Origin of the sequence: Actinomadura sp. WMMA1423 (genome assembly GCF_006547145.1) — a bacterium.
In the GTDB taxonomy this organism is placed as follows: Bacteria; Actinomycetota; Actinomycetes; order Streptosporangiales; family Streptosporangiaceae; genus Spirillospora.
Window position 1 is genome coordinate 4,571,419 of record NZ_CP041244.1, and the last position, 20,432, is coordinate 4,591,850.

General features: G+C 72.2%; 17 protein-coding genes. 12 read left to right on the plus strand and 5 right to left on the minus strand.

Features of this window, described 5'->3' with window-relative positions:
• Positions 1-212 precede the first annotated feature (212 nt).
• The 10 genes from fabG (at position 213) to FKD65_RS21085 (ending at position 10,891) form a co-directional block, all read left to right on the plus strand.
• Positions 213-998: a 3-oxoacyl-ACP reductase FabG gene (gene fabG / locus FKD65_RS21040; protein ID WP_141579112.1), complete on the plus strand. Its 786-nt coding sequence runs from the start codon at positions 213-215 to the stop codon at positions 996-998.
• A 17-nt stretch (positions 999-1,015) separates the two neighbouring features.
• Positions 1,016-1,345: a TcmI family type II polyketide cyclase gene (locus FKD65_RS21045; protein WP_141579113.1), complete on the plus strand. Its 330-nt coding sequence runs from the start codon at positions 1,016-1,018 to the stop codon at positions 1,343-1,345.
• A 20-nt stretch (positions 1,346-1,365) separates the two neighbouring features.
• Entirely contained in the window at positions 1,366-2,874 is a 1,509-nt protein-coding gene (locus tag FKD65_RS21050; RefSeq protein WP_141579114.1) for an FAD-dependent monooxygenase, read from the plus strand.
• A gap of 31 nt (positions 2,875-2,905) precedes the next feature.
• Positions 2,906-4,441 carry an FAD-dependent monooxygenase gene (locus FKD65_RS21055; RefSeq protein WP_141579115.1) on the plus strand — a complete coding sequence of 512 codons (1,536 nt, stop codon included), beginning with the start codon at positions 2,906-2,908 and terminating at the stop codon, positions 4,439-4,441.
• Positions 4,442-4,598: 157 nt separating this feature from the next.
• Positions 4,599-5,846: a ParB/RepB/Spo0J family partition protein gene (locus FKD65_RS21060; RefSeq protein ID WP_205718752.1), complete on the plus strand. Its 1,248-nt coding sequence runs from the start codon at positions 4,599-4,601 to the stop codon at positions 5,844-5,846.
• 223 nt (positions 5,847-6,069) lie between these two features.
• Complete coding sequence (gene rfbB / locus FKD65_RS21065) at positions 6,070-7,050, plus strand: dTDP-glucose 4,6-dehydratase (RefSeq protein WP_141579116.1); 981 nt, start codon at positions 6,070-6,072, stop codon at positions 7,048-7,050.
• Positions 7,047-8,465 carry an NDP-hexose 2,3-dehydratase family protein gene (locus tag FKD65_RS21070; RefSeq protein ID WP_141579117.1) on the plus strand — a complete coding sequence of 473 codons (1,419 nt, stop codon included), beginning with the start codon at positions 7,047-7,049 and terminating at the stop codon, positions 8,463-8,465. The genes rfbB and FKD65_RS21070 overlap by 4 nt, the downstream gene beginning before the upstream one ends.
• A 102-nt stretch (positions 8,466-8,567) precedes the next feature.
• Positions 8,568-9,416 (plus strand): helix-turn-helix transcriptional regulator, encoded by an 849-nt coding sequence (locus FKD65_RS21075; protein ID WP_205718753.1) that lies wholly within the window; start codon positions 8,568-8,570, stop codon positions 9,414-9,416.
• 10 nt (positions 9,417-9,426) lie between these two features.
• Positions 9,427-10,182, plus strand: coding sequence for a gamma-glutamyl-gamma-aminobutyrate hydrolase family protein (locus FKD65_RS21080; protein ID WP_141579119.1), 756 nt, complete (start codon positions 9,427-9,429; stop codon positions 10,180-10,182).
• 58 nt (positions 10,183-10,240) lie between these two features.
• Positions 10,241-10,891 carry a sulfotransferase family protein gene (locus tag FKD65_RS21085; RefSeq protein ID WP_141579120.1) on the plus strand — a complete coding sequence of 217 codons (651 nt, stop codon included), beginning with the start codon at positions 10,241-10,243 and terminating at the stop codon, positions 10,889-10,891.
• Positions 10,892-11,132: 241 nt separating this feature from the next.
• Here FKD65_RS21085 and FKD65_RS21090 read toward each other — a convergent pair whose 3' ends face one another.
• Genes FKD65_RS21090 through FKD65_RS21105 form a run of 4 tightly spaced genes read right to left on the minus strand, consistent with a single transcriptional unit; the run spans position 11,133 to position 16,001 of the window.
• Positions 11,133-12,428 (minus strand): MFS transporter, encoded by a 1,296-nt coding sequence (locus FKD65_RS21090; RefSeq protein WP_141579121.1) that lies wholly within the window; start codon positions 12,426-12,428, stop codon positions 11,133-11,135.
• A complete protein-coding gene (locus tag FKD65_RS21095) occupies positions 12,425-13,819 on the minus strand; it encodes an SUMF1/EgtB/PvdO family nonheme iron enzyme (protein ID WP_141579122.1) in 1,395 nt (464 codons plus the stop codon). Before FKD65_RS21095 ends, FKD65_RS21090 begins: the two co-directional genes overlap by 4 nt.
• On the minus strand, positions 13,816-14,595 hold the full coding sequence (locus tag FKD65_RS21100; protein ID WP_168221127.1) for a phytanoyl-CoA dioxygenase family protein: 780 nt from the start codon (positions 14,593-14,595) through the stop codon (positions 13,816-13,818). The genes FKD65_RS21095 and FKD65_RS21100 overlap by 4 nt, the downstream gene beginning before the upstream one ends.
• Positions 14,592-16,001, minus strand: coding sequence for an SUMF1/EgtB/PvdO family nonheme iron enzyme (locus tag FKD65_RS21105; RefSeq protein WP_141579124.1), 1,410 nt, complete (start codon positions 15,999-16,001; stop codon positions 14,592-14,594). Before FKD65_RS21105 ends, FKD65_RS21100 begins: the two co-directional genes overlap by 4 nt.
• Positions 16,002-16,464: 463 nt before the next feature.
• On the opposite strand from FKD65_RS21105, the gene FKD65_RS21110 reads away from it, so the two are divergent.
• On the plus strand, positions 16,465-17,802 hold the full coding sequence (locus FKD65_RS21110; protein ID WP_168221128.1) for an ACP S-malonyltransferase: 1,338 nt from the start codon (positions 16,465-16,467) through the stop codon (positions 17,800-17,802).
• A complete protein-coding gene (locus FKD65_RS21115) occupies positions 17,799-19,385 on the plus strand; it encodes an acyl-CoA carboxylase subunit beta (protein WP_141579126.1) in 1,587 nt (528 codons plus the stop codon). The genes FKD65_RS21110 and FKD65_RS21115 overlap by 4 nt, the downstream gene beginning before the upstream one ends.
• A 54-nt stretch (positions 19,386-19,439) precedes the next feature.
• Here FKD65_RS21115 and FKD65_RS21120 read toward each other — a convergent pair whose 3' ends face one another.
• Positions 19,440-20,282: an AfsR/SARP family transcriptional regulator gene (locus FKD65_RS21120; RefSeq protein ID WP_141579127.1), complete on the minus strand. Its 843-nt coding sequence runs from the start codon at positions 20,280-20,282 to the stop codon at positions 19,440-19,442.
• Positions 20,283-20,432: the final 150 nt, after the last annotated feature.

Genomic DNA, 20,432 nt, shown 5'->3' on the forward strand with positions numbered 1-20,432 from the left:
GTGCCGACGCTAAGGGCGGGCCGTTCCGCGGGACAACTTCCATTTTGCGCCGACCGGGCCGTCCGGCCGTTCAACCGGAGAATCGGCGCGCTTGAACCGGGTTTGCACCGAGGCGGGCTCCACTCGTTCTCGACCGAGACTATTGGAATTGGCGTCAAACTGCCCCGGTACCTCATTCAGGAAGAAGCCGTATTCCCTAAGGAGCGGACGGAATGGCGGACAACGGAGAGCGGGTCGCTCTGGTCACCGGCGGGACGAGTGGAATCGGGCTGGCCGTCGCCGAGAACCTCGCCGGCCGCGGCTTCAAGGTCTTCATCTGCTCGCGCGACGCCGAGGCCGTGCGGGAGACCGTCGAGAAGCTCCGGTCGGACGGCCACCACGCCGACGGCGTCGCCGCCGACGTCAGGCGCCCGCCGGACGTCAGGGCACTGGTGGAGGCCGCCGTGCGGCGGTTCGGCCACATCGACGTCCTGGTCAACAACGCCGGGCGCAGCGGCGGCGGCGTGACGGCGGAGATCGACGACGAGCTCTGGTACGACGTCATCGACACCAACCTGAACAGCGTCTTCCTGGTCACCCGGGAGGTGCTCAGGTCGGGAGGGCCGCTGGAGCGCGGCTGGGGACGGATCATCAACATCGCGTCGACCGGCGGCAAGCAGGGCGTGGTGCTGGGCGCCCCCTACTCCGCCTCCAAGCACGGCGTCGTCGGCTTCACCAAGGCGCTGGGGCTGGAGCTCGCCAAGACCGGCGTCACCGTCAACGCCGTCTGCCCCGGCTACGTCGAGACGCCGATGGCCCGCCGTGTCAGGCAGGGCTATGCCGCGCATTTCGACACCTCCGAGGACGAGATCCTCGAACGCTTCCAGGCGAAGATCCCGCTCGGCCGCTACTCCACCGCCGAGGAGGTGGCGGGCCTCGTCGGCTACCTCGTCACCGACGCGGCCGAACCCGTGACGGCGCAGGCCATGAACGTCTGCGGCGGCCTCGGCAACTACTGAGGGAAGGCGGAGAGAGCATGCACAGCACCCTGATCGTCGCCCGGATGCGGCCGGATTCGTCGGCGGAGGTCGGCCGGCTCTTCCAGGCTTTCGACCGGACCGACATGCCGCACCGGATGGGCACCCGGCGCCGCGAGCTGTTCACCTACCAGGGCCTCTACTTCCACCTGCAGGACTTCGACGGCGACCACGGCGGCGAGCACATACTCCAGGCACGCGCCGACACCCGCTTCATCAAGATCAGCGACGACCTGAAGCCCTACATCGAGCCCTACGATCCGCTGACCTGGCGCTCCCCGGCCGACGCCATGGCCGCCCGGTTCTACCACTGGGAGGCGGACGGCTGATGGCCGAGGAGACGCTCCACATGAGAACCGACGTCATCGTGGTCGGGGCCGGGCCCGTCGGGCTCATGCTGGCGGGGGAACTCCGCCTCGGCGGGGCGGCGGTCACGGTCTACGACCGGCTGCCGGCGCCGACCGGCGAGTCCCGCGCCCTCGGCTTCAACAGGCGCGCCGCCGAGTCGCTGGACCAGCGCGGGCTGCTCGCCCGGCTGGGCGACTTCCGGTGGGGCCCGATGGGGCACTTCGGCGGCGTGCGCTTCGACCTCGGCATGCTCGACGAGGACCACAGCGGCGTGCTGGGCCTCTCCCAGGCCAGGACCGAGGAGATGCTGGACGGCTGGGCGACCGGGCTCGGCGTCCCGATACGCGGCGGATACGAGGTGACCGGCTTCCGCGAGACGCCGGACGGCGTCGCGGTGACCTTCGACGGGCCGCGGGGCCCCGGCGAGGACGCCGCCCGGTACCTGGTCGGGTGCGACGGCGCGGGGAGCATCGTCCGCGAATCGGCCGGCATCCAGACCTCCGGCAGGGAGGCCTCGCGCGGCATGTACACCGCGGAGATCACCGGGGTGGCGCCGCGCCCCCGGCCCATCGGAGAACGCCTCCCCGGCGGCAGCATGGTGGTGTGCACTCCGGTGGGGGACGGCCGCTACCGCATCGTCGTCCACGACAAGGGCCTGCCCCCTCGCCCGGACCCCGGCGCGCTGACGTTCACGCAGGTCGCCGACGCGTGGCAGCGGCTCACCGGCGAGTCCGTCCACCAGGCGCGGGCGCTGTGGACGTGGGCCTGCGGCAACGCGGACGGGCTGGCCGCCGAGTACCGGCGCGGGCGGATCCTCCTGGCGGGCGACGCCGCGCACGAGATACCGCCGCTGGCCGCGTGGGGGCTCAGCGCCGGCCTGCAGGACGCGGCGAACCTCGGCTGGAAGCTGGCGGCGACGGTCGACGGGTGGGCACCGGACGGCCTGCTCGACACCTACCACGCCGAACGCCACCCCGTGGGACGGCAGCTGATCCGCGACGCGCGGGCGGCGTCGATGCTGTACCTCGGCGACGACGACATGGACCCGATCCGCGAGGTGATGCGCGAGCTGGCCGCCCGCAAGGACGCGGCCGGGCACCTCGCCGGGATCGTGAGCGGGCTGGGCATCCGCTACGACATGGGCCCGGGCGACCACCCCCTCCTGGGACGGCGCATGCCACCCCATCACGAGCTGACCGGGCCTGACGGCATCCGCACCCGCGTCGCCGACCTCCTGCACTCCGCACGCGGCCTGCTCATCACCGGCGACGAGGAAACCGCCCGCCTCGCCCAAGGCTGGACCGACCGCATCGACATCATCACCACCCCGCCACCCGGCCCGGGCCTCGACACGGTCCTGGTCCGTCCCGACGGCTACGTCGCCTGGACCTCCCCCGGCGGCGACCAGCCCATCACCCGCGCGCTCGGCCGCTGGTTCGGCGCCTCCCGCGCCACCGTGACCGCCACCGCACGGCCCGCACCGCACCCTCTTCACCACCAGCGCCGGTGACCGGCGGCACCGACTGAACAGGAGCGCAAGCATGGCAGCGGACGTGATAGTCGTCGGCGCGGGCCCGGTCGGTTCGATGCTGGCCGGCGAGTTACGCCTCGGCGGTGCCGACGTCGTCGTCTACGAGAGGCTGCCCGCCCCGCCGCGGGAGTCGCGCGGCGCCAGTTTCACCAGGCGCACGGCCGAGTGCTTCGACCAGCGGGGGCTGCTCGGCAGGCTCGGCGGCACCGAACCCGCCGACAGCCATTTCGGGGGTGTGCCCATCGACCTCGGCATGTTCGAGGAGGACCACGCCGGAGCCAGAGGCATCTCCCAGTTCCGCACCGAGCGGATGCTGGAAGGCTGGGTGACCGGACTCGGCGTGCCCGTGCGGCGCGGCCACGAGGTGACCGGGTTCCGCGAGACGCCGGACGGCGTCGCGGTGACCTTCGACGGGCCGCGGGGCCCCGGCGAGGACACCGCCCGGTACCTGGTCGGGTGCGACGGGGGCCGGAGCACCGTCCGGAAGCTGGCGGGCATCGACTTCCCCGGCCCGGCGCCCACGCGCGGGTTCTTCACGGCGGACGTCACCGGGATCGACACCCGCCGCCGGCGCATCGGCGAGGACCTGCCGGACGGCAGCATGATCATGGCGATGGACCTGGAGAACGGCGTGACCAGGGTCGTCGTCCACGAGCGCGGCATGGGCCCCCGGGACCGGGACTCCCTGACCTACACCGACCTCGCCGACGCGTGGCAGCGGCTCACCGGCGAGTCCATCCACCACGGGCGGTGCCGCTGGCTCAACTGCTTCAGCGACGTGTCCCGGGTGGCGGCCGAGTACCGGCGCGGACGGGTCTTCCTGGCGGGCGACGCCGCGCACGTGCAGCCCCCCGCCATGGCTCAGGGGCTGAGCGTGGGGGTGCAGGACGCGGTCAACCTCGGATGGAAGCTGGCGGCGACAATCGACGGGTGGGCGCCGGACGGCCTGCTCGACACCTACCACGCCGAACGCCACCCGATCGGACGGCAGCTGGCCCGCAACGCCCGCGCCGCGATCGAGCTGCGGCTCACCGGCACGGAGATGGACCCGGTCCGCGGCGTGATGCGCGAGCTTGTGGGCTACAGGGACGCGGCCGGGCACCTCGCCGGAATGCTCAGCGGGCTGGGCATTCGCTACGACATGGGCCCGGGCGACCATCCCCTGCTGGGACGGCGCATGCCACCCCACCACGAGCTGACCCTGCCCGACGGCACCCGCACCCGCGTCGCCGACCTCCTGCACTCCGCACGCGGCCTGCTCATCACCGGCAACGAGGAAACCGCACAGCTCGCCCAGGACTGGACCGACCGCATCGACATCGTCCTCACCCCGCCCCCAGCCCCCGACACGGTCCCCGCTCCCGACGCCATTCCCACTCCCGACACCGGCCCCGCTCCCGACACCGGCTCCGCCTTCGACGCCGCCCTCGTCCGTCCCGACGGCTACGTCGCCTGGACCTCCCCCGGCAGCGGCCGACCCCTCACCCACGCACTCGGCCAGTGGTTCGGCACCTCCCGCGCGACCGTCACCGCGCGGCCCGCCTAGGCCACCCCGCCTCGCCCCCGCAAGTCGACCGCCGAAAAGACCTGCCGAAACGGCACGGTCTACGACCGCCTTAGCAGAGCACGTCCACCCGCCCTCGATCGCGGCTATGGACACCCCGCCGGCTCTCGGGGTACGGCCGCAGGAAGGAGCTCACCGCATGGGAATGGCTCAGGACACCGGACAGGCTGTCTTGTTCGCAGGCGGCTTCACCACTGCCGGCCCGGCCGACACCGGATCGGGGATCGGGAACGAGCTGGACCTGAAGTGCCTCGAGAAACTGCCGGCGCGGGACGTACCGGTGAACGCGCTGTCGTCCGGCGTTCCCCTGCGCCGGGGCGGGACGAGCTCCACCCACGTCCAGTTGCTCAACGATGCCGCCGGCTCCGCGGAGCTCCCGCCCATCCTCATCCAGCAGGACGGCTGCCGCGTCATCGACGGGCTGCACCGGCTGGAGGCCGCCAGGATCCGCGGCGACGCCACCATCAAGGCGCGCTTCCTGGACTGCACCGACTCCGAGGCGCTCATCCTGGCGATGAAGACCAACAGCGCGCACGGGCTGCCCCTGGCCAGGGCCGACCGGCTCGCCGGAGCGCAGCACGTCCTGGCCGCCCATCCCGACTGGTCCGACCGCGCCATCGCCGCCATCACCGGGCTCAGCGCCAAGACCATCGCCTCGCTGCGGGGCCGGTCGGGGGACGCCTCGCACCTGACCGGCAAGCGCCTCGGCCGGGACGGAAGGCGCCGCCCGATCGCCGCCGGCGAGGGCAGGCGCCGCGCCGCCGAGTACATCAGCGCCCATCCCGACGCCCCGCTCAGGCAGGTCGCCAGGGAGACGGACGTCTCGCTCGGCACCGTCCACGACGTCAGCGCCCGCCTCCGCCGCGGCGCCGACCCGCAGCCCGGCGAGCGCCGGACCGCGAGGCCGCCCGCCGAACGCCCGGCCTACGGAACCGCCGACATGGCGCCGCCCCACCGGGCCCCCATCGCCGTCCCAGCGAGCACCGGCCCCTCAATCCCTCCAAGCCCCGGCCCTTCAAGCACCGGCCCCTCAAGCACCGCCCCCGCGAACACCGTTCCTTCAAGCACCGGCGCCGCGGACACCGTCACGGCCTCGGTCGCCAAGCCCACGCCCCTGCACCGCAAGAACCACACCGACCCGGCGCCCACGTGGGCGGCCATAGCGGCCAAAGTGGTCAACGACCCGGCCATCCGCTACACCGAGGGCGGCAAGGAGTTCCTGCGCTGGATGGCGACGCACGCCACCGACCCCCACGGATGGCGGAAGTTCGTCAACACCATCCCCGCCCACTGGCACAGCGTCGTCGCACAGATAGCCTATGGCGTCAGCAAAGAATGGATCCTGTTCGCCGAGCAACTCAACGGCGCACAGGAAAGAGCACAATAGATATCACGCAGCGTGCATCACACGGCGCCCACTGCGCAGCGGCGGCCCGGGATCGTTGGGATGACGACCCCGGGCCGCCGCATGAACCGCACCACCCCGAAAGGGGCAATGTGCAGGATGCCGCCGGCAACACCAGGAGATTAGGCTGATTCCACAATCTCGTCCACCTTCACCAGAATGGCGACAGGCAGATGTTCCGACCACTCGGGCGCGGTGTGCGCTCATGAGAATTCTCGTCACCGGTGGAGCCGGATTCATCGGCTCCCATTACGTGAGGACCATGCTCGACGGCGGATACCGGGATTTCGAGGACGTCCACGTCACCGTCCTGGACCAGCTGACCTACGCCGGGAACCGGGAGAACCTCCCCGGCGCCCATCCGCGGCTCACCTTCGTCGCCGGGAACGTCCTGGACCGGGGCCTGCTGGGCGAGCTGGTGGACGGCCAGGACGCGGTGGTCCACTTCGCGGCCGAGACCCATGTGGACCGTTCGATCGCGACGGCAGCCGAGTTCGTCCGGACCAACGTCGAAGGCACCCAGGCACTGCTCGACGCCTGCCTGGCCGCCGGCGTCGAGCGCGTGGTGCACGTCTCGACGGACGAGGTGTACGGACCCGTCGCCCAGGGGGCGTCGACGGAGCTGTCCCCGCTCCTGCCCAGTTCCCCCTACGCCGCGTCCAAGGCGGCGTCCGACCTGGTGGCCCTGTCCTACCACCGCACCCACCGGCTGAACGTCTCCATCACCCGGTGCTGCAACAACTACGGCCCCTACCAGCACCCCGAGAAGTTCATCCCGCGCGCCGTCACGAACCTTCTGGAGGGGCGTCCCGTCCCGGTGTACGGGGACGGGCGGCAGGTCCGCGAATGGCTGCACGTGGCCGACCACTCCCGCGCCGTCCACCGGGTGCTCACCGGGGGCCGGGCGGGCGAGGTCTACAACATCGGCGCCGGCACGCACGCCCCGAACCTCGCGGTGGCCCGGCGGCTGGCGCAGCTGTGCGGCGCGGAGCCGGACATGATCCGCCACGTCGCCGACCGCAAGGGCCATGATCGGCGCTACGCCCTGGACCAGGGCAAGTTCGAGCGCGAACTCGGGCGGGAGCCGCGCGTCCCGTTCGGCGAGGGCCTGGCGGAGACCGTCGCCTGGTACCAGGACAACCCGCAGTGGTGGAAGCCGATCGCAAGGCAGAGTGAGCGGGCGTGACCACCGGCGCGCCGCTCCGGCCGCGCTCCGGCGCCGATGCCTCCGGGCGGCTGGCCCTTTCCGCCGCGGCGGCCGAGGGCGCCGGCATCGCGACGTGCGACGTGCCGGGCTGGCTGGCCGCGCGCAGGCGGGACTGCCGGGCCCGGGTGCGGCGGATCCCGTTCGCGGAGCTGGACGGCTGGTCGTTCGCGGACGGCACCGGCGACCTGAGGCACCGCAGCGGGCGGTTCTTCTCCGTCGAGGGCCTGGACGTGACGCTGGGGGACACCGGGTGGCAGCAGCCGATCATCGTGCAACCCGAGATCGGCATCCTCGGCATCCTGGCCAAGGAGTTCGACGGGACGCTGCACTTCCTGATGCAGGCGAAGATGGAGCCGGGCAATCCCCACCTGGTGCAGCTGTCCCCGACCGTCCAGGCCACGCGCAGCAACTACACCAAGGCGCACGGCGGGGCCGGCGTGAAGTACCTGGAGTACTTCCTCCACCCGCGCAGGGGCCGGGTGCTCAGCGACGTCCTCCAGTCCGAGCACGGCTCGTGGTTCTACCGCAAGCGCAACCGCAACATGATCGTCGAAGTGGACGGGGACGTCCCGGCCGGCGACGGGTTCCGCTGGTTCACCCTCGGGCAGCTCGGCGCTCTGCTCCGCCGGGACAACGTGGTGAACATGGACGCGCGCACGGTACTGGCCGGCGCGCCGATGCCCCACCCGGAGCGAAGGGCGCTGGCGTCCGACATCGACCTGCTGTCCTGGTTCACCTGGGAACGCGCCCGGCACGACGTCCGCGCCCGCCGCATCCCCTTGCGGCAGGTGGCCGGATGGCTGCGCGACGCCCGCTCCGTCCATCGCGCGGACCAGAGGTTCTTCCGCGTCGTGGCGGTCGCCGTCGAGAACGCCGAACGCGAGGTCTCCGGCTGGACCCAGCCGCTCATCGAACCCGTCGGCCCCGGAATCGTCGGCTTCGCGTACCGCGCGTTCGACGGCGTGCCGCACGTCCTCGTGCACGCCCGCGTCGAAGGCGGCTTTCTGGATACGGCCGAGTTGGGCCCGACCGTCCAGTGCGTTCCGGAGAACTATGCCCGTCCGCCGGCGGTGGAACGCCCGCCTTTCCTCGACCTGATGCTGGACGCGGACCCGGCCCGCATCCGTTACGAGGCGGTGCACGCCGAGGAAGGCGGCCGGTTCCTCAATGCCGAAAGCCGCTATCTGATCGTCGAGGCCGACGAGTCGGCGATCCCCGCCGAGCCGCCGCCGGGCTACCACTGGGTCACTCCCGGACAACTGAACTGGCTGGCCGGGCACAGCCGCTACGTCAACGTCCAGGCCCGGACGCTCCTCGCCGCCCTCAACACCCGCGCGGCAGACCTCGGAGACCCCGCCCCCAGAGGCGCATTCACCGCATCCATTCGGCCCTAGCAGATCCGGGCGGTCCTAGTACCGCTCAAGTGAAGCGCGACGTCCGCGGGCGAACCTGAGCACTGGTATCGGGACCGCTGTGAGGTGCTTATGGACAACGCGGTGGAAAGAGCGATCGAGTGCATCTGGGAGCGCTACAGCGAGCCGCTGTCCCTCGCGGACATCGCCAGAAGCGCGGGTCTGAGCCGCTTCTATTTCGCCCGACTCTTCAGGGACGCGACCGGGATCACTCCCGGCCGTTTCCTCGCCGCTATCCGCATCCATCAGGCCAAGTGCCTGCTGCTCGACACCTCGATGCGGATAACCGACATCTCGTTCGCGGTCGGATACAACAGCCTGGGCTCTTTCACCAACTATTTCACGACCAGTGTCGGCGTCTCCCCCGGCCGGTTCCGCCGCCTGTCGCGGACTGGGGAGATCGGCCTGCCCGACCCGGAGCCACGCCCGCCCACCGGGGCGGGCGCGATCGCCGGGACGGTCGGCCTCCCCGAGGGCTGCGGGAACGCACGCGTCTACGTGGGCGCCTTCGGGACCCCCATCGTCCAGCACCCGTCCGTCGCCGCCGCCATCGTCGACGTGCCCAGCGGGCGCCCGTGCTGCTACCGCCTGCTGGACGTGCCCGCGGGCACCTGGTTCGTGCACGCGGTGGGAGTCGCGGAAGGCGTCGAACCTTGGGCCCGCCGGACCCGGCTGACGGGCGGGCACGACCCGGTGCCGGTGACCTCGGACAGCGTCACGAGCGCCGCGGTGCGGCTGCGCCGCGGCCGTCCGGCCGACCCGCCGGTGCTGCTCGCGCTGCCCGATCTCGAACCCCGGCCGGCCCTGGCGGGGGACGCCGGCTGCCCCGTCATCACCCCGCGCCCGGCCGCGGGACGCCATCGCGCGGTCAGGGCCACGCCGGGCACGCCCCGCTCGATGGCGGCCGCCGCGCCGGCGCGACCGCCGGCCTGATCGGAGGATCATGGTGAAGTCGAACGGCCCGGTTCCCCGGCGGCCCGCCGGGCATCCGGTGATCGGAATCTGCGCACGGACGGCGCCGGTCACGCTGCAGGGCACCGGCATGACCGTCAGCCTCGCGCTCCAGTCTCACGTGGACTTCCTCGCCGCCGCGGGCTGCACCCCGGTGCTGCTCCCGCTGCTGCCCGGCGCCGAGCGCTTCGTCGGCCGGCTCGACGGCCTGCTGGTCCCGGGCGGCCCGGACCTGGATCCGGCGCTGTACGGGGAGACCGCCCACCCGAGAACCCGCCAAGGCGGACCGACCATGGACGCCGCCGAAATGGCGCTGGTGAGGGAGGCGCTCGACACCGGCCTCCCCATCCTCGGCATCTGCCGCGGCATGCAGCTCCTCAACGTGCACTTCGGAGGCACGTTGCACCAGCATCTGCCCGACGTCACGGGCGACGACGCCCACTGCCCGGAGACGGAGGCGTACACCCTCGGCCTGCATTCCCTGCGGCTGGAGCCCGGCAGCCACATCGCCGGAATCCTCCGCGAGGACGACCCCGAGGCCGCCTGCCGCCACCACCAGGCGATCGACCGGCTCGGCGCGGGCCTCGTCGCCACCGCATGGGCGGGGGACGGGGTGATCGAAGTGGTGGAGGCGATCGACCACCCGTTCGCGGTCGGCGTGCAGTGGGAGGCCGGCCAGACCGATGACGAACGGCTCCATCGGGCACTCGCCGAGGCGGCCGGACGGGCCGCACCGAGCCCCGCGTGACGTCCAGTCGCGGCCTGAGGAGAGTCGCAGTTCCAGCCCCAGGAAGGGAGCATCCGCCTTGTTGAAGATCATCAACACCGGTCTGGGCAGGACCGGCACGACGTCGCTGAAGGTGGCGTTGGACCGGCTCGGCTTCGGCCCCGGCTACCACATGTTCGACATCGTCGGCGACGAGGAGCGGCTCAGGCAGTGGGAGGCGATCGTCTGCGACGGGCGGGCACCCGACTGGGAGGCGGTGTTCGACGGCTACACGTCCGCCGTGGACGGCCCCTCCGCCGTCTACTACAGGCAGCTCATGGAGGCGTTCCCCAACGCCAAGATCATTCTCACCGTCCGCGACGAGGAGCGCTGGTACCGCAGCACCCACGACACCCTGTACCAGTTCGCTCTCAGAAGCGCCGCGAACCCGCCCCCGCCCGGCTCGACGCAGGCCCGGCTCTACCGGGTGACCAGCACCATGGTCTGGGACGGCCTCTTCGGCGGGCGGTTCTCCGACAAGGAGCACGCCATCGAGGTCTACCGCGCCCACAACCAGGAGGTCATCGACAACGTCGCCCCGGAGAACCTCCTCGTCTACGACGTGAAGCAGGGCTGGGACCCGCTGTGCGCCTTCCTGGACGTCGCCGCGCCCAAGGATGAATTCCCCCACGCCAACGACTCGGAGTCGATGCGCAAGCGGATGGCCCAGACGGGCACCGGCCCAACCTGACCCGAAAACCAGCCCCCAACGCCGACCACTCAACCCAGGCCGAAGACCTCTCGACGGGAGACCACTCCAGGCCGAGGACCACACGGGCCGGAGACCGCTCAAGCCTGCGGCCGCCCAAGCCCGTGGTCGCCCAAGCCCGTGGTCGCCCAAGCCTGCAGTCGCCCAAGCCTGCAGTCGCCCAAGCCTGCGGTCGCCCAAGCCCGCGGCCGCCCAAGCCTGCCGTCCCTCGTGTCGGGGTGGGTCAGGTGGGGTCGAGGTTCTGTTCGGCGGGCGCGGCCGAGCCTGAGCGGGCGCCGGCCCGGCGGCTCACCCGTACGCCCAGGACGAGCACCGTGCCCACGGCCGCGAGCCCGATGGTCGTCAGGCCGGAGAGCCGGATCGTGCCGGTCGCGCCGAGGCCGCCGATCAGCAGTCCGCCCAGCGCGGCGCCGAGCGGGCTCGACATCACCAGCACCGCGCTGCGGAACGCGCTGAGGCTGGCGAGCTGGTCCTGCGGTGCCTTCTGCTGGAGCAGGGTGATCGAGACCGGGCCGTACGGGGCGTAGATCAGGCCGCCGAGGGCGAAGCCCGCGATCCCCGCGGCGAGCGTGCCGAACTGCGCGAGCGGCAGCACCGCGAGGCCCCAGCCGGCCACGATGCCGAGGGCCACCGGCCACAGCGGCAGCCGCCGCAGGGTCCCGGTGATCAGGGCGCCCACGACCGCGCCGGCGCCGAACGCGCCCCAGATCCATCCCAGCACGGCGGGGTCGTCGCCGAGCCGGTCGGCCACGAACACCGGGACCGCCACCTCGATCGGCCCGTAGAGCAGGTTGAACATGAAGCTCAGCACCAGCAGGCCGAGGAGCCCGGGATGGCGGGCGAGGGTCCGCACGCTCCGCCGCAGCGGGACGGGGGGACGGCGGCCGACCGCCCGCTCCCCCCGGAGCCGGGACGCCATGACGGCGAGGTACAGGTAGGTGGCCGCGTCGAAGGCCAGCACCGCCGCCGGCCCGAACGCGGCGGCCACCAGCCCGGCGAGCGGCGGTCCGGCGATGAAGGAGGCCTGCTCCTGCGCGGCCACCAGCGAGTGCCCGGCCAGCCGGGCCGACTGCGGCAGGCATTCGGCGACGAAGGTCTGCCGCCCTGCGACCCCCCACGCGTGCAGGACGGACGACAGCGCGAGCAGCGCGACGAAGGCCGCGGCGTTCAGCGAACCCGTCCAGTGCAGCACGGGGATGAGCGTGAACACGCCCCCGCGCAGGAGCGAGTCCATCAGGATCAGGCTCCTGCTGTTCCGCGAGCCGAGCCAGCGCCCCAGCAGGAACGACCCGGCCGCGGCGGGCAGGCTGTAGGCGGCGACGGCCAGCCCGACCACCACCGCCCGGTGGTCCGGCGGGGCGAGCCGGAGGGCGAGCCAGGCGACGCCCAGCAGGCTCATCCCGTCACCGAGGAAGGAGATCAGGAAGCCGGGCTGCATCCGGCGGAAGTCGCGGTCGGCGAGGCAGCTCGCATAGCCGGCGGGAACCGGCCCGCGCGGTCGCCGCCCGCCGGCCGTCAAGCGAAGACCTCCGCCTCGCTCACCGCGCAGCGAAAGCCGATCTCCGGGCTTCTGGCGACCAGCGGCCTCCCGGCCCGGCCGACGGCGGTGAGGAGCGCCGGGGGCGAGCTCCAGGAACCGCCGCGGATGGAGACCTCCGCCGACCACTCGCCCCACAGGTCGCCGGGGTCCATGGTCCCGAAGCGCGGCTCGACCGGGAGGCCGTCGAGGAACCGGGTGGACGTCCACTCCCAGACATTGCCGCACATGTCCCGTATGCCGAACGGCGACTCGTCCCCCGGACGGTGGCCCACCGGCCCCGTCAGAGCGGGCAGCGCGTCGACGTGGAGCTCCCCGAGCCGCCGCAGCCACTCCTCACGCCCCAGGTCGGTGTCGTCGCCGTCCTGGAGCACCGCGTGCAGGCCGCGGACCCGGTCGGCGTGGAACCGCCCGCCCCACGGGAAGGGACGGTGGTCGTCGCCGCGCGCGGCCCGTTCCCACTCGTCCTCGGTGGGCAGCCGCTTGCCGCACCAGGCGGCGTAGGCCGTCGCGTCGTACCAGCTCACCCCGGCGACGGGATGGTCATCCGCGCAGCGCGGGTCGTCCGCCGTGGAGCGCGTGTGGTCGGCGTCCTTCGGCTCGTCGGGGTGGCACCACTGGTGACCGTGTTCCGCGACATCGGCGACGAAGGCGTCGTACTCGTGGTTGGTGACCGGATGGACGTCCAGATAGAACCCCTCCACATCGGTCTCGGCCACCGCGGGCCAGGACGTGTCACCCCAGGACGTGTCGCCCCCGGCCGGTCGCTCGCCCGGGCCCGGTCCCCGCACCAGCCGTCCGGCGGGGACGTGCCGCATCCCGTCCAGGTTCAGCCTGCTGGGCATCCGGTCGGCCGACAGAGGGACGGGCAGGTCGGCCAGCACCGCGTCGGCAAGTTCGGTGTCGGCCAGCAGCTTCCGCGCCGCGGCCAGGGCGTGCGCGTCGGTCACCGTCACGCAGCCCTCGGCGCCCGAGGCGACGAGCTCCGGGGACCTGCCGAAGGAGGCCAGCAGGGCGTTCAGCCCCGGCGCCCCCGCCGCGGACGGGAGGGCGGTCGCGCGCACGGTCTCGTCGGGGTCGCCGAGCGTCCAGCCGGTCGCCTCGGCCGCCGCTTCGGGGCCGAGCCGCCCGGCGGCCGCCTGCGCCCGCCGGCGCACCTCGGGCACGGCGTGCAGCAGGCCCACCGCCAGGCATTCGCCCAGCAGTTCGGACTCGGCGCGCAGTTCGGAGCCGGCGAGCCGTGCCAGGCAGCCGACGTAGGCATCGAGCAGGGCGTCGCGTTCCGCGGCCGGCCCCTCGGTCCAGTACGCCATGCGCAGGACCTCGACGGGGACCTCCGCATTGTTCGCGGAATCGGTGATCGGGCTTGTCATCGCGTGCCCGCCTTCGTCTCGATGAACAGATCCGCGAAATCCTCACCGGCCCGGTGCGTGTACGTCGTTCCCGGCGCCGGTCGCCGACCCGCCGCGTAATACAGGTATAGCGTCGCCCGGCTGGTGTCGTCCATGACCGGACCCGAGTGATGGAAAATGTTGTTGGTATGGCAGATGACGTCGCCCGCCTCCACCATGAGCGGAAGCCCGACGGGGTCCAGCCGGCGCGCCGGAAATCGGTGGGACCCGGGAACGACGACCAGGCAGCCGTTTTGCATGGTGGCCGCGTCGAGGTAGATCCCGACGTTCACCAATGGCGCGACCGGGTGGTCGTGCGGAAAGTCGAGATGCCAGTCCAGCGCGTTGTAGGAAGAGCGCTTGCGCCGTTTCATCTGCCACACGGATCCGTCGATGGAATCCTCGAAACGCCAGGTCGGCCTGCCGAGCAGGCCGGGCCCGAGCGCGTCCATCCCGCGTTCCTCCACCAGCCGCCGGGTCTTCGGGCAGTGCAGGGTGAAGTAGGGCAGCCGGTGCAGGCTCGCCTTGCCGTGCTCGTCGTAGGAGGGGTTCAGGACCTTGTCGCGGTGCTCGGCCGGGACCCTCCCGGCGAGCGTCTCCGCTTCGAGGTGTTCGGCATCGGCCTTGATGAGCCGGACGTCCTCGGCGTCGAACACACCTCGGTAGACCACGAATCCGTGGCGCTCGTAGAACGCGCGCTGCTGCCGCGTCACCGAACCGGTGAACCGGAACCACGGGACGCGCTGCGGGCCGCTCACCGGATCACCCCCCGGAATCCGATCTCGTTGTGCCGGTCGGTGAACAGGTCCTTGCCGCGGAAGAACGCCGTCAACTCCTCCGCCATCGAGGTCCACGCACCGCCGCGGATGACCACGGCCGACTCCTCCGCCGTCGCCCATTCGGGCCGCGGCCGGCCCGAGATCATCGGCCGCATGCGATCACGGGTGAAGTGGTTGGTGTCGGTCCACTCCCAGCAGTTCCCGACCATGTCGGCGACGCCGTAGGGGCTGACGTTCTTCGGGAAGGACCCCACGGGGACCGTGGTGACCTCGGGGGTCGTGTCGTCGAACGTGCAGAGCGTCTCGCGCCATTCCTCCAGGCTCTCCGGCCGGCCGAAGGCCGATCCGAACCACCGCAGCGCATCAGGGTCGAACGCGTTCCCCCACGGGTAGCGCAGGCCGTTCTCACCGCGGGCGGCCTTCTCCCATTCCAGCTCGGTCGGCAGGCGTTTGCCGTGGTGGGCCAGGTAGGCGTAGGCGTCGTACCAGTCGACGCCGACGGCGGGGTGATCAGGGGCGAACCGGGCGTCTCCGGCGAGCCCGCGCCGGTGGTCCTTGCCCGGGGCCTCGTCGGGGTGGCAGAGCAGGTGCTCGGCCGCCTCCGGGCCCGCTGCCCACTCGTCGTACTGGCGGTTCGTCACCGGGTACTCGTCCATCAGGAAGTCGGGCAGATAGCGGGTCCGCCTGGGCACCGCGTCGTCCACGTCGTAGAGCGGATGGACGACGTCCTCCATGCCTATGCCGACGACGAATTCGGAGGCCGGGACGAGCACCATGCCGTCGGGGACCGGCTTCGGCAGGTTGGGCGGGTCGTAGTCCCAGAACTCGTCGAGCCGGGTCTCCCTCGGCAGACGTCCGGTGACGGCGTGGCCGCGTTCGAGCTCCAGCCTGGCCGCCCGGTCGGCCGCGCCCAGGATGTCGGCCATCGCCTTCCCGACGACGGCCGCGCCGATGCCCACCGGCTTGCTGCTGCGGAACAGCGCGGCGTCCGCCGGGCCGGTGATGTGCTCCAGGTCCTCGTAGGCCTCGCCGATCCGGTTCCGTCCGGCGACCCGCGCGGCGGCGAAGCAGACGAAGTCCTCGTCGTCGGCGAGCAGCCACACCGTCAGCTCCCGGGCCGCGGGATGGGCGGCCAGGAACGGCTCGACCCCCTCCAGGACCGCTCGCCTGATGCCCGCCTCCGGGTGCGTGGCGGCGATCGCGCAGATCTCCTCGACGGCCCGCGGGTGCCGGAGCCCGGCGATCGTCCGGCGCAGTTCGGCGCGCTCGCCGTCGGTCAGCGGGCCGCGCGGCTTCTCCCACAACTCGACGGCCAGGAACCGGTCTACGAGTTTCTCCAGAATTCCCTGATCGACACGGAAACGCTCGACACTCCAACGGTGCATTGAATCCCACCTCCGCTCGGGGGCATGAGCCCGCGGGGGCGTTCGAGCCCCCGCGGGCTCATGCGTCAGAACCTTCAGGCAGACCACTTGAAGTGCCTGCCGGCCGGACGGACGGCACCCGCACGCGCGGCGCGCAGGGCGTTCCACTTACGAACCACCTTCATGTTCGACACCTCCCTCCTCCAGGAGCATCGGAAATGGCACTCAAACGTCATCACCTTCGCGCCGCCGATACTTCTCGCGGATTGCGTTGCCGCATACTTCCTGGTCCGCGCCGTACCTTCGCCGGGCGGCGGCGTTCGACCGCGCGAAGTCGCCGGTCGAACGGGACGACCACCGGACGGAATTTTGCGGCGGAAGCACTCGGTCCACCATTCCGTCGCATTTCTCTGCACTCGGTGCGCGGCCGCTACGGCAAGCTCCGAGATGAAGCGCGTCCGGTGATCGGCGCACGCTGGGAGGCGTGTCCGAAACAGAAGACGTGAATGCGAGCACCATCGTCCGGGAGGCACGGCCCGAGCCTCGGTCGGCTCCGGCCGAGCCGGATCAGGACCACCTGCTCCTGCCCCTCGACGCGCGGACCCCGGCCGACCTGCGCGACCGGGTGGCGCACCTGATCGGGTCCCTCCGGGAGCCGGCGTCCGGCGGGCTCGGCGAGCTGGCGGCGGCCCTGCGGCGCGACCTCGCGGACCGTCCGGTGCGGGCGGCCGTCGTCGCCGCGTCGGCGGGCCAGGCCCGCGAGCGCCTCGCCACCCTGGCCGGGACGCTGCGCGACGGCGAAGCCGCGGCCGCCGACGCGGTCAACGGGGTGTTCGCGGGACGGGCGGACCGCAGGCCGGCGATCGGCTTCATCTTCCCGGGCCAGGGCTCCGACAACGGGAGGGCGGGCAGGGCGCTCACTGCCCGCTTCCAGGCCGCCCGGGACCTCTACCGAGCGGTCCCGGTTCCCGCGGCCGACGGCCCCGGCGGCCTCGAGACCGTCCAGCCGCGGATCGTCGCCTCGTCCGTCGCGGGCGTTCGAGTGCTGTCAGAGCTCGGCATCGAGGCGTCGGTCGCGGCCGGCCACAGCCTCGGCGAGCTGACGGCTCTGCACTGGGCGGGCGCGTTGGGCGAGCCCGACCTGGTCGCTCTCGCGGCGGCGCACGGCCGGATCCTGGCGGACGCCTGCGACGGCCGCGGCGCGATGGCCGTCGTCGGCGCGGCCCGGGACGGGGTGGAGCCGCTGCTGCGGGACGAGCCGGTCGTCATAGCCGGTGACAACAACCCGGTGCAGACCGTGGTGTCGGGCCCGGCGGAGGCCGTCGCCCGCGTCCGGCGGGCCGCCGCGGCGGCCGGGCTCAGGGCGGCGAACATCCCGGTCTCGGACGCGTTCCACTCCCCCAAGATGGCTCCGGCGACCGATCGGTTGCGCGCCCACCTTGAGGGCATGCGGTTCCGTCCGCTGGGGCGGCGCGTCGTGTCGACCGTGACGGGCGATGTCCTGGCGCCGGACACCGACCTGCGCGACCTCCTGGTCGGCCAGCTCTGCTCGCCGGTGCTGTTCAGCGGCGCGGTCCGGCGCATGGGCGAGGAGGTGGACCTGCTCCTCGAAGTGGGCCCCGGCCAGTTGCTGACCGGCCACGCCGCCCGGATCTGCCCCGGCGTCCCGGTCGTTCCGCTGGTCACCGATGGTGATTCGGTGTCCGGACTGCTGTGCGCGGTGGCCGCCGCCTACGTGCTCGGAGCCCCGGTCCGGCTGGACCGTGCCGGCGGCCACCGTCTGGACACCGGCCCGGCTCCGGGAAAGGCGGCGCGGCCATGAGCGAGCAGCCCTCCGGCCCGGCGCCGGGCTCCGCCAGGCACGCCGCGACGACCAGGGAACGCGTCTCCAGGCTGCGGGAGCTCCGCAAGCGGGCCGTCCAGGGAGACGAGCTGGCCACCGAACGGCAGCACGCCAAGGGGAAGCTGACCGCCAGGCAGCGGCTGGAGCACCTGCTCGACAGCGGCTCCTTCATGGAACTCGACCTGTTCCGGCGGCGGACCGCCGGCGCGGATCCCGCCGGGCCTCCCACCGACGGGGTCGTGACCGGCTCGGGCACCGTGCACGGCCGCCGGGTCTTCGCCTACGCGCAGGACTTCCGCGTCCTCGGCGGCTCGCTCGGCGAGGTGCACGCCGCGAAGATCCACAAGGTCATGGACCTCGCCCTGGCCGCCGGAGCACCGCTGGTCGCGCTGAACGACAGCGGCGGCGCGCGGATCCAGGAGGGCGTCACCGCGCTCGCCGGCTACGGCGGGATCTTCCGCCGCAACGTCCGCGCCTCCGGGGTGATCCCGCAGATCAGCGTCGTGCTGGGACCCTGCGCCGGCGGGGCCGCCTACTCGCCGGCGCTGACCGACTTCACGTTCATGGTCCGCGACACCTCGTACATGTTCGTCACCGGGCCCGACGTCATCCGCACCGTGACGGGCGAGTCGGTCACGCACGAGGAGCTGGGCGGCGCCGACGTGCACGCGACGACCTCGGGCGTCGCGGCCTTCGTGTACGACGACGAGGCGGCCTGCCTGGACGACGTCCGGTACCTGATCTCCCTGCTGCCGTCCAACAGCCACGACGTGCCGCCGCTCCGGGAGACCGGCGATCCGCCGGACCGCCGCTGCCCGCGGCTGGCCGACATCGTGCCCGCCGACCCCAAGATCTCCTACGACGTCCGCGCGGTGATCGAGGAGATCGCCGACCAGGGCGAGTTCCTGGAGGTCCACGAGGAGTGGGCCGGCGGCATGGTGTGCGCGCTGGCCCGCCTCGGGGGCCGCACCGTCGGCATCCTCGCCAGCCAGCCGGTCGTCCGGGCGGGCGTCCTGGACATCGACACGTCCCAGAAGGGGGCGAGGTTCGTCCAGATGTGCGACGCCTTCGGCATCCCGCTCGTCACGCTGGTCGACGTGCCGGGCTTCCTGCCCGGTGTGGAGCAGGAGCACCACGGGATCATCCGGCACGGGGCCAAGCTGCTGTACGCGTACTGCGACGCCACCGTCCCCCGGGTGCAGGTGATCCTGCGCAAGGCCTACGGCGGCGCCTACATCGTGATGGACTCGCGGTCGATCGGCGCGGACCTGTCCTTCGCCTGGCCGACCAACGAGATCGCCGTGATGGGCGCCGACGCCGCGGTCAGCGTGATCCACCGCAGGGAGCTGGCCGCCGCCGCCGAGCCCGACCGGCTCAGGTCGCGGCTCAGCGCGCAGTACGCCGACGAGCTCATGCACCCCTTCTACGCGCCGGAGAGAGGGCTGGTCGACGACGTGATCGACCCCGCGGACACCCGGCTCGTGGTCGTCCGGGCGCTGGAGCTGCTCAGCGAGAAGCGCCCGGACCTCGTGCCGCGCAAGCACGGGAATCCCCCGGCCTGACGCGGGCGCGCGAAGCCCCTGGCGGTGAGCCAGGGGCTTTCACCGTTCTCAGCCTTACGCGGCCGACCAGTTGCGGCTGTCCTCCTCGCGAAACCAGGGAAGCGCCTCGGCCTCCAGCGCGGGATCCCCCGACAGGATGGCCGTCTGCAGCCGCTGCACTCTCGGGCCGGGCTCGACCCCCAGCTCACTGTTCAGCACGGTGCGAAGACGGTGGAACGCCTGCAGGGAGCGCGCGACATGCCCCGCACGGTAGAGGGCCGCCATCAGGAACGCGCAGAGGTTCTCGTTCATGGGGTTCTTGGCCGACACGAGGGTCAGCTCGCCCAGCAGATCGGTGTGCCGCCCCAGGATCAGATCCGCCTCGATGCGCCGCTCCAGCGCCCCGAGCCGCGACTCCTCCAGCGACGCCGTCTCGATCTCAAGGATCCGCCCCCGGCGGACGTCCACCAGTGCGGGGCCCCGCCACAATTCCAGCGCGCGCCCGAATTCCTCCGAGGCGAGGTGGTGATCACTGGTCTCGGCCGCCGCGCGTCCGGCCCGCACGTGCTCCTCGAACGCATCGACGTCCGTCCGGCACTCGCCCTTCTCCAGCAGATATCCGTTGTGCCGGGTGCCGAGAATTCGCCGCACGCCCGGATCACCGGGACATGCGGCGCTCATTGCGTTGCGCAACTGCAGGACATATGTCTGCAAGGTGGTGGCGTAACTGCGCGGCGGCTGGTCGCCCCACAGTTCCTCGACGAGTTCCGGAACCGTGACGACCTGACCCGCGTTGAGCGCCAGCAGCGCCACGACCTGGCGCTGCTTGGGCGCACTGGCCGTCACCGGCGCCCCGTCGAGGCGGAGGGACAGCGGGCCGAGCAGGTCGACGCCCAGCGACCGGGAGCCTGACTTCATCTTCTCTCCCCAAAATGCAATGGCGACCCTTTCCCGGAGATCATGCCTCCCGGTGCTGCGCGTTTCCAGTTCGACGGCCTTCCGCGAACAAGGCTCAGGAAGGATGCGAGCGATTCTCGACCGGACACCGACCGGCATGCAGAAGATTGG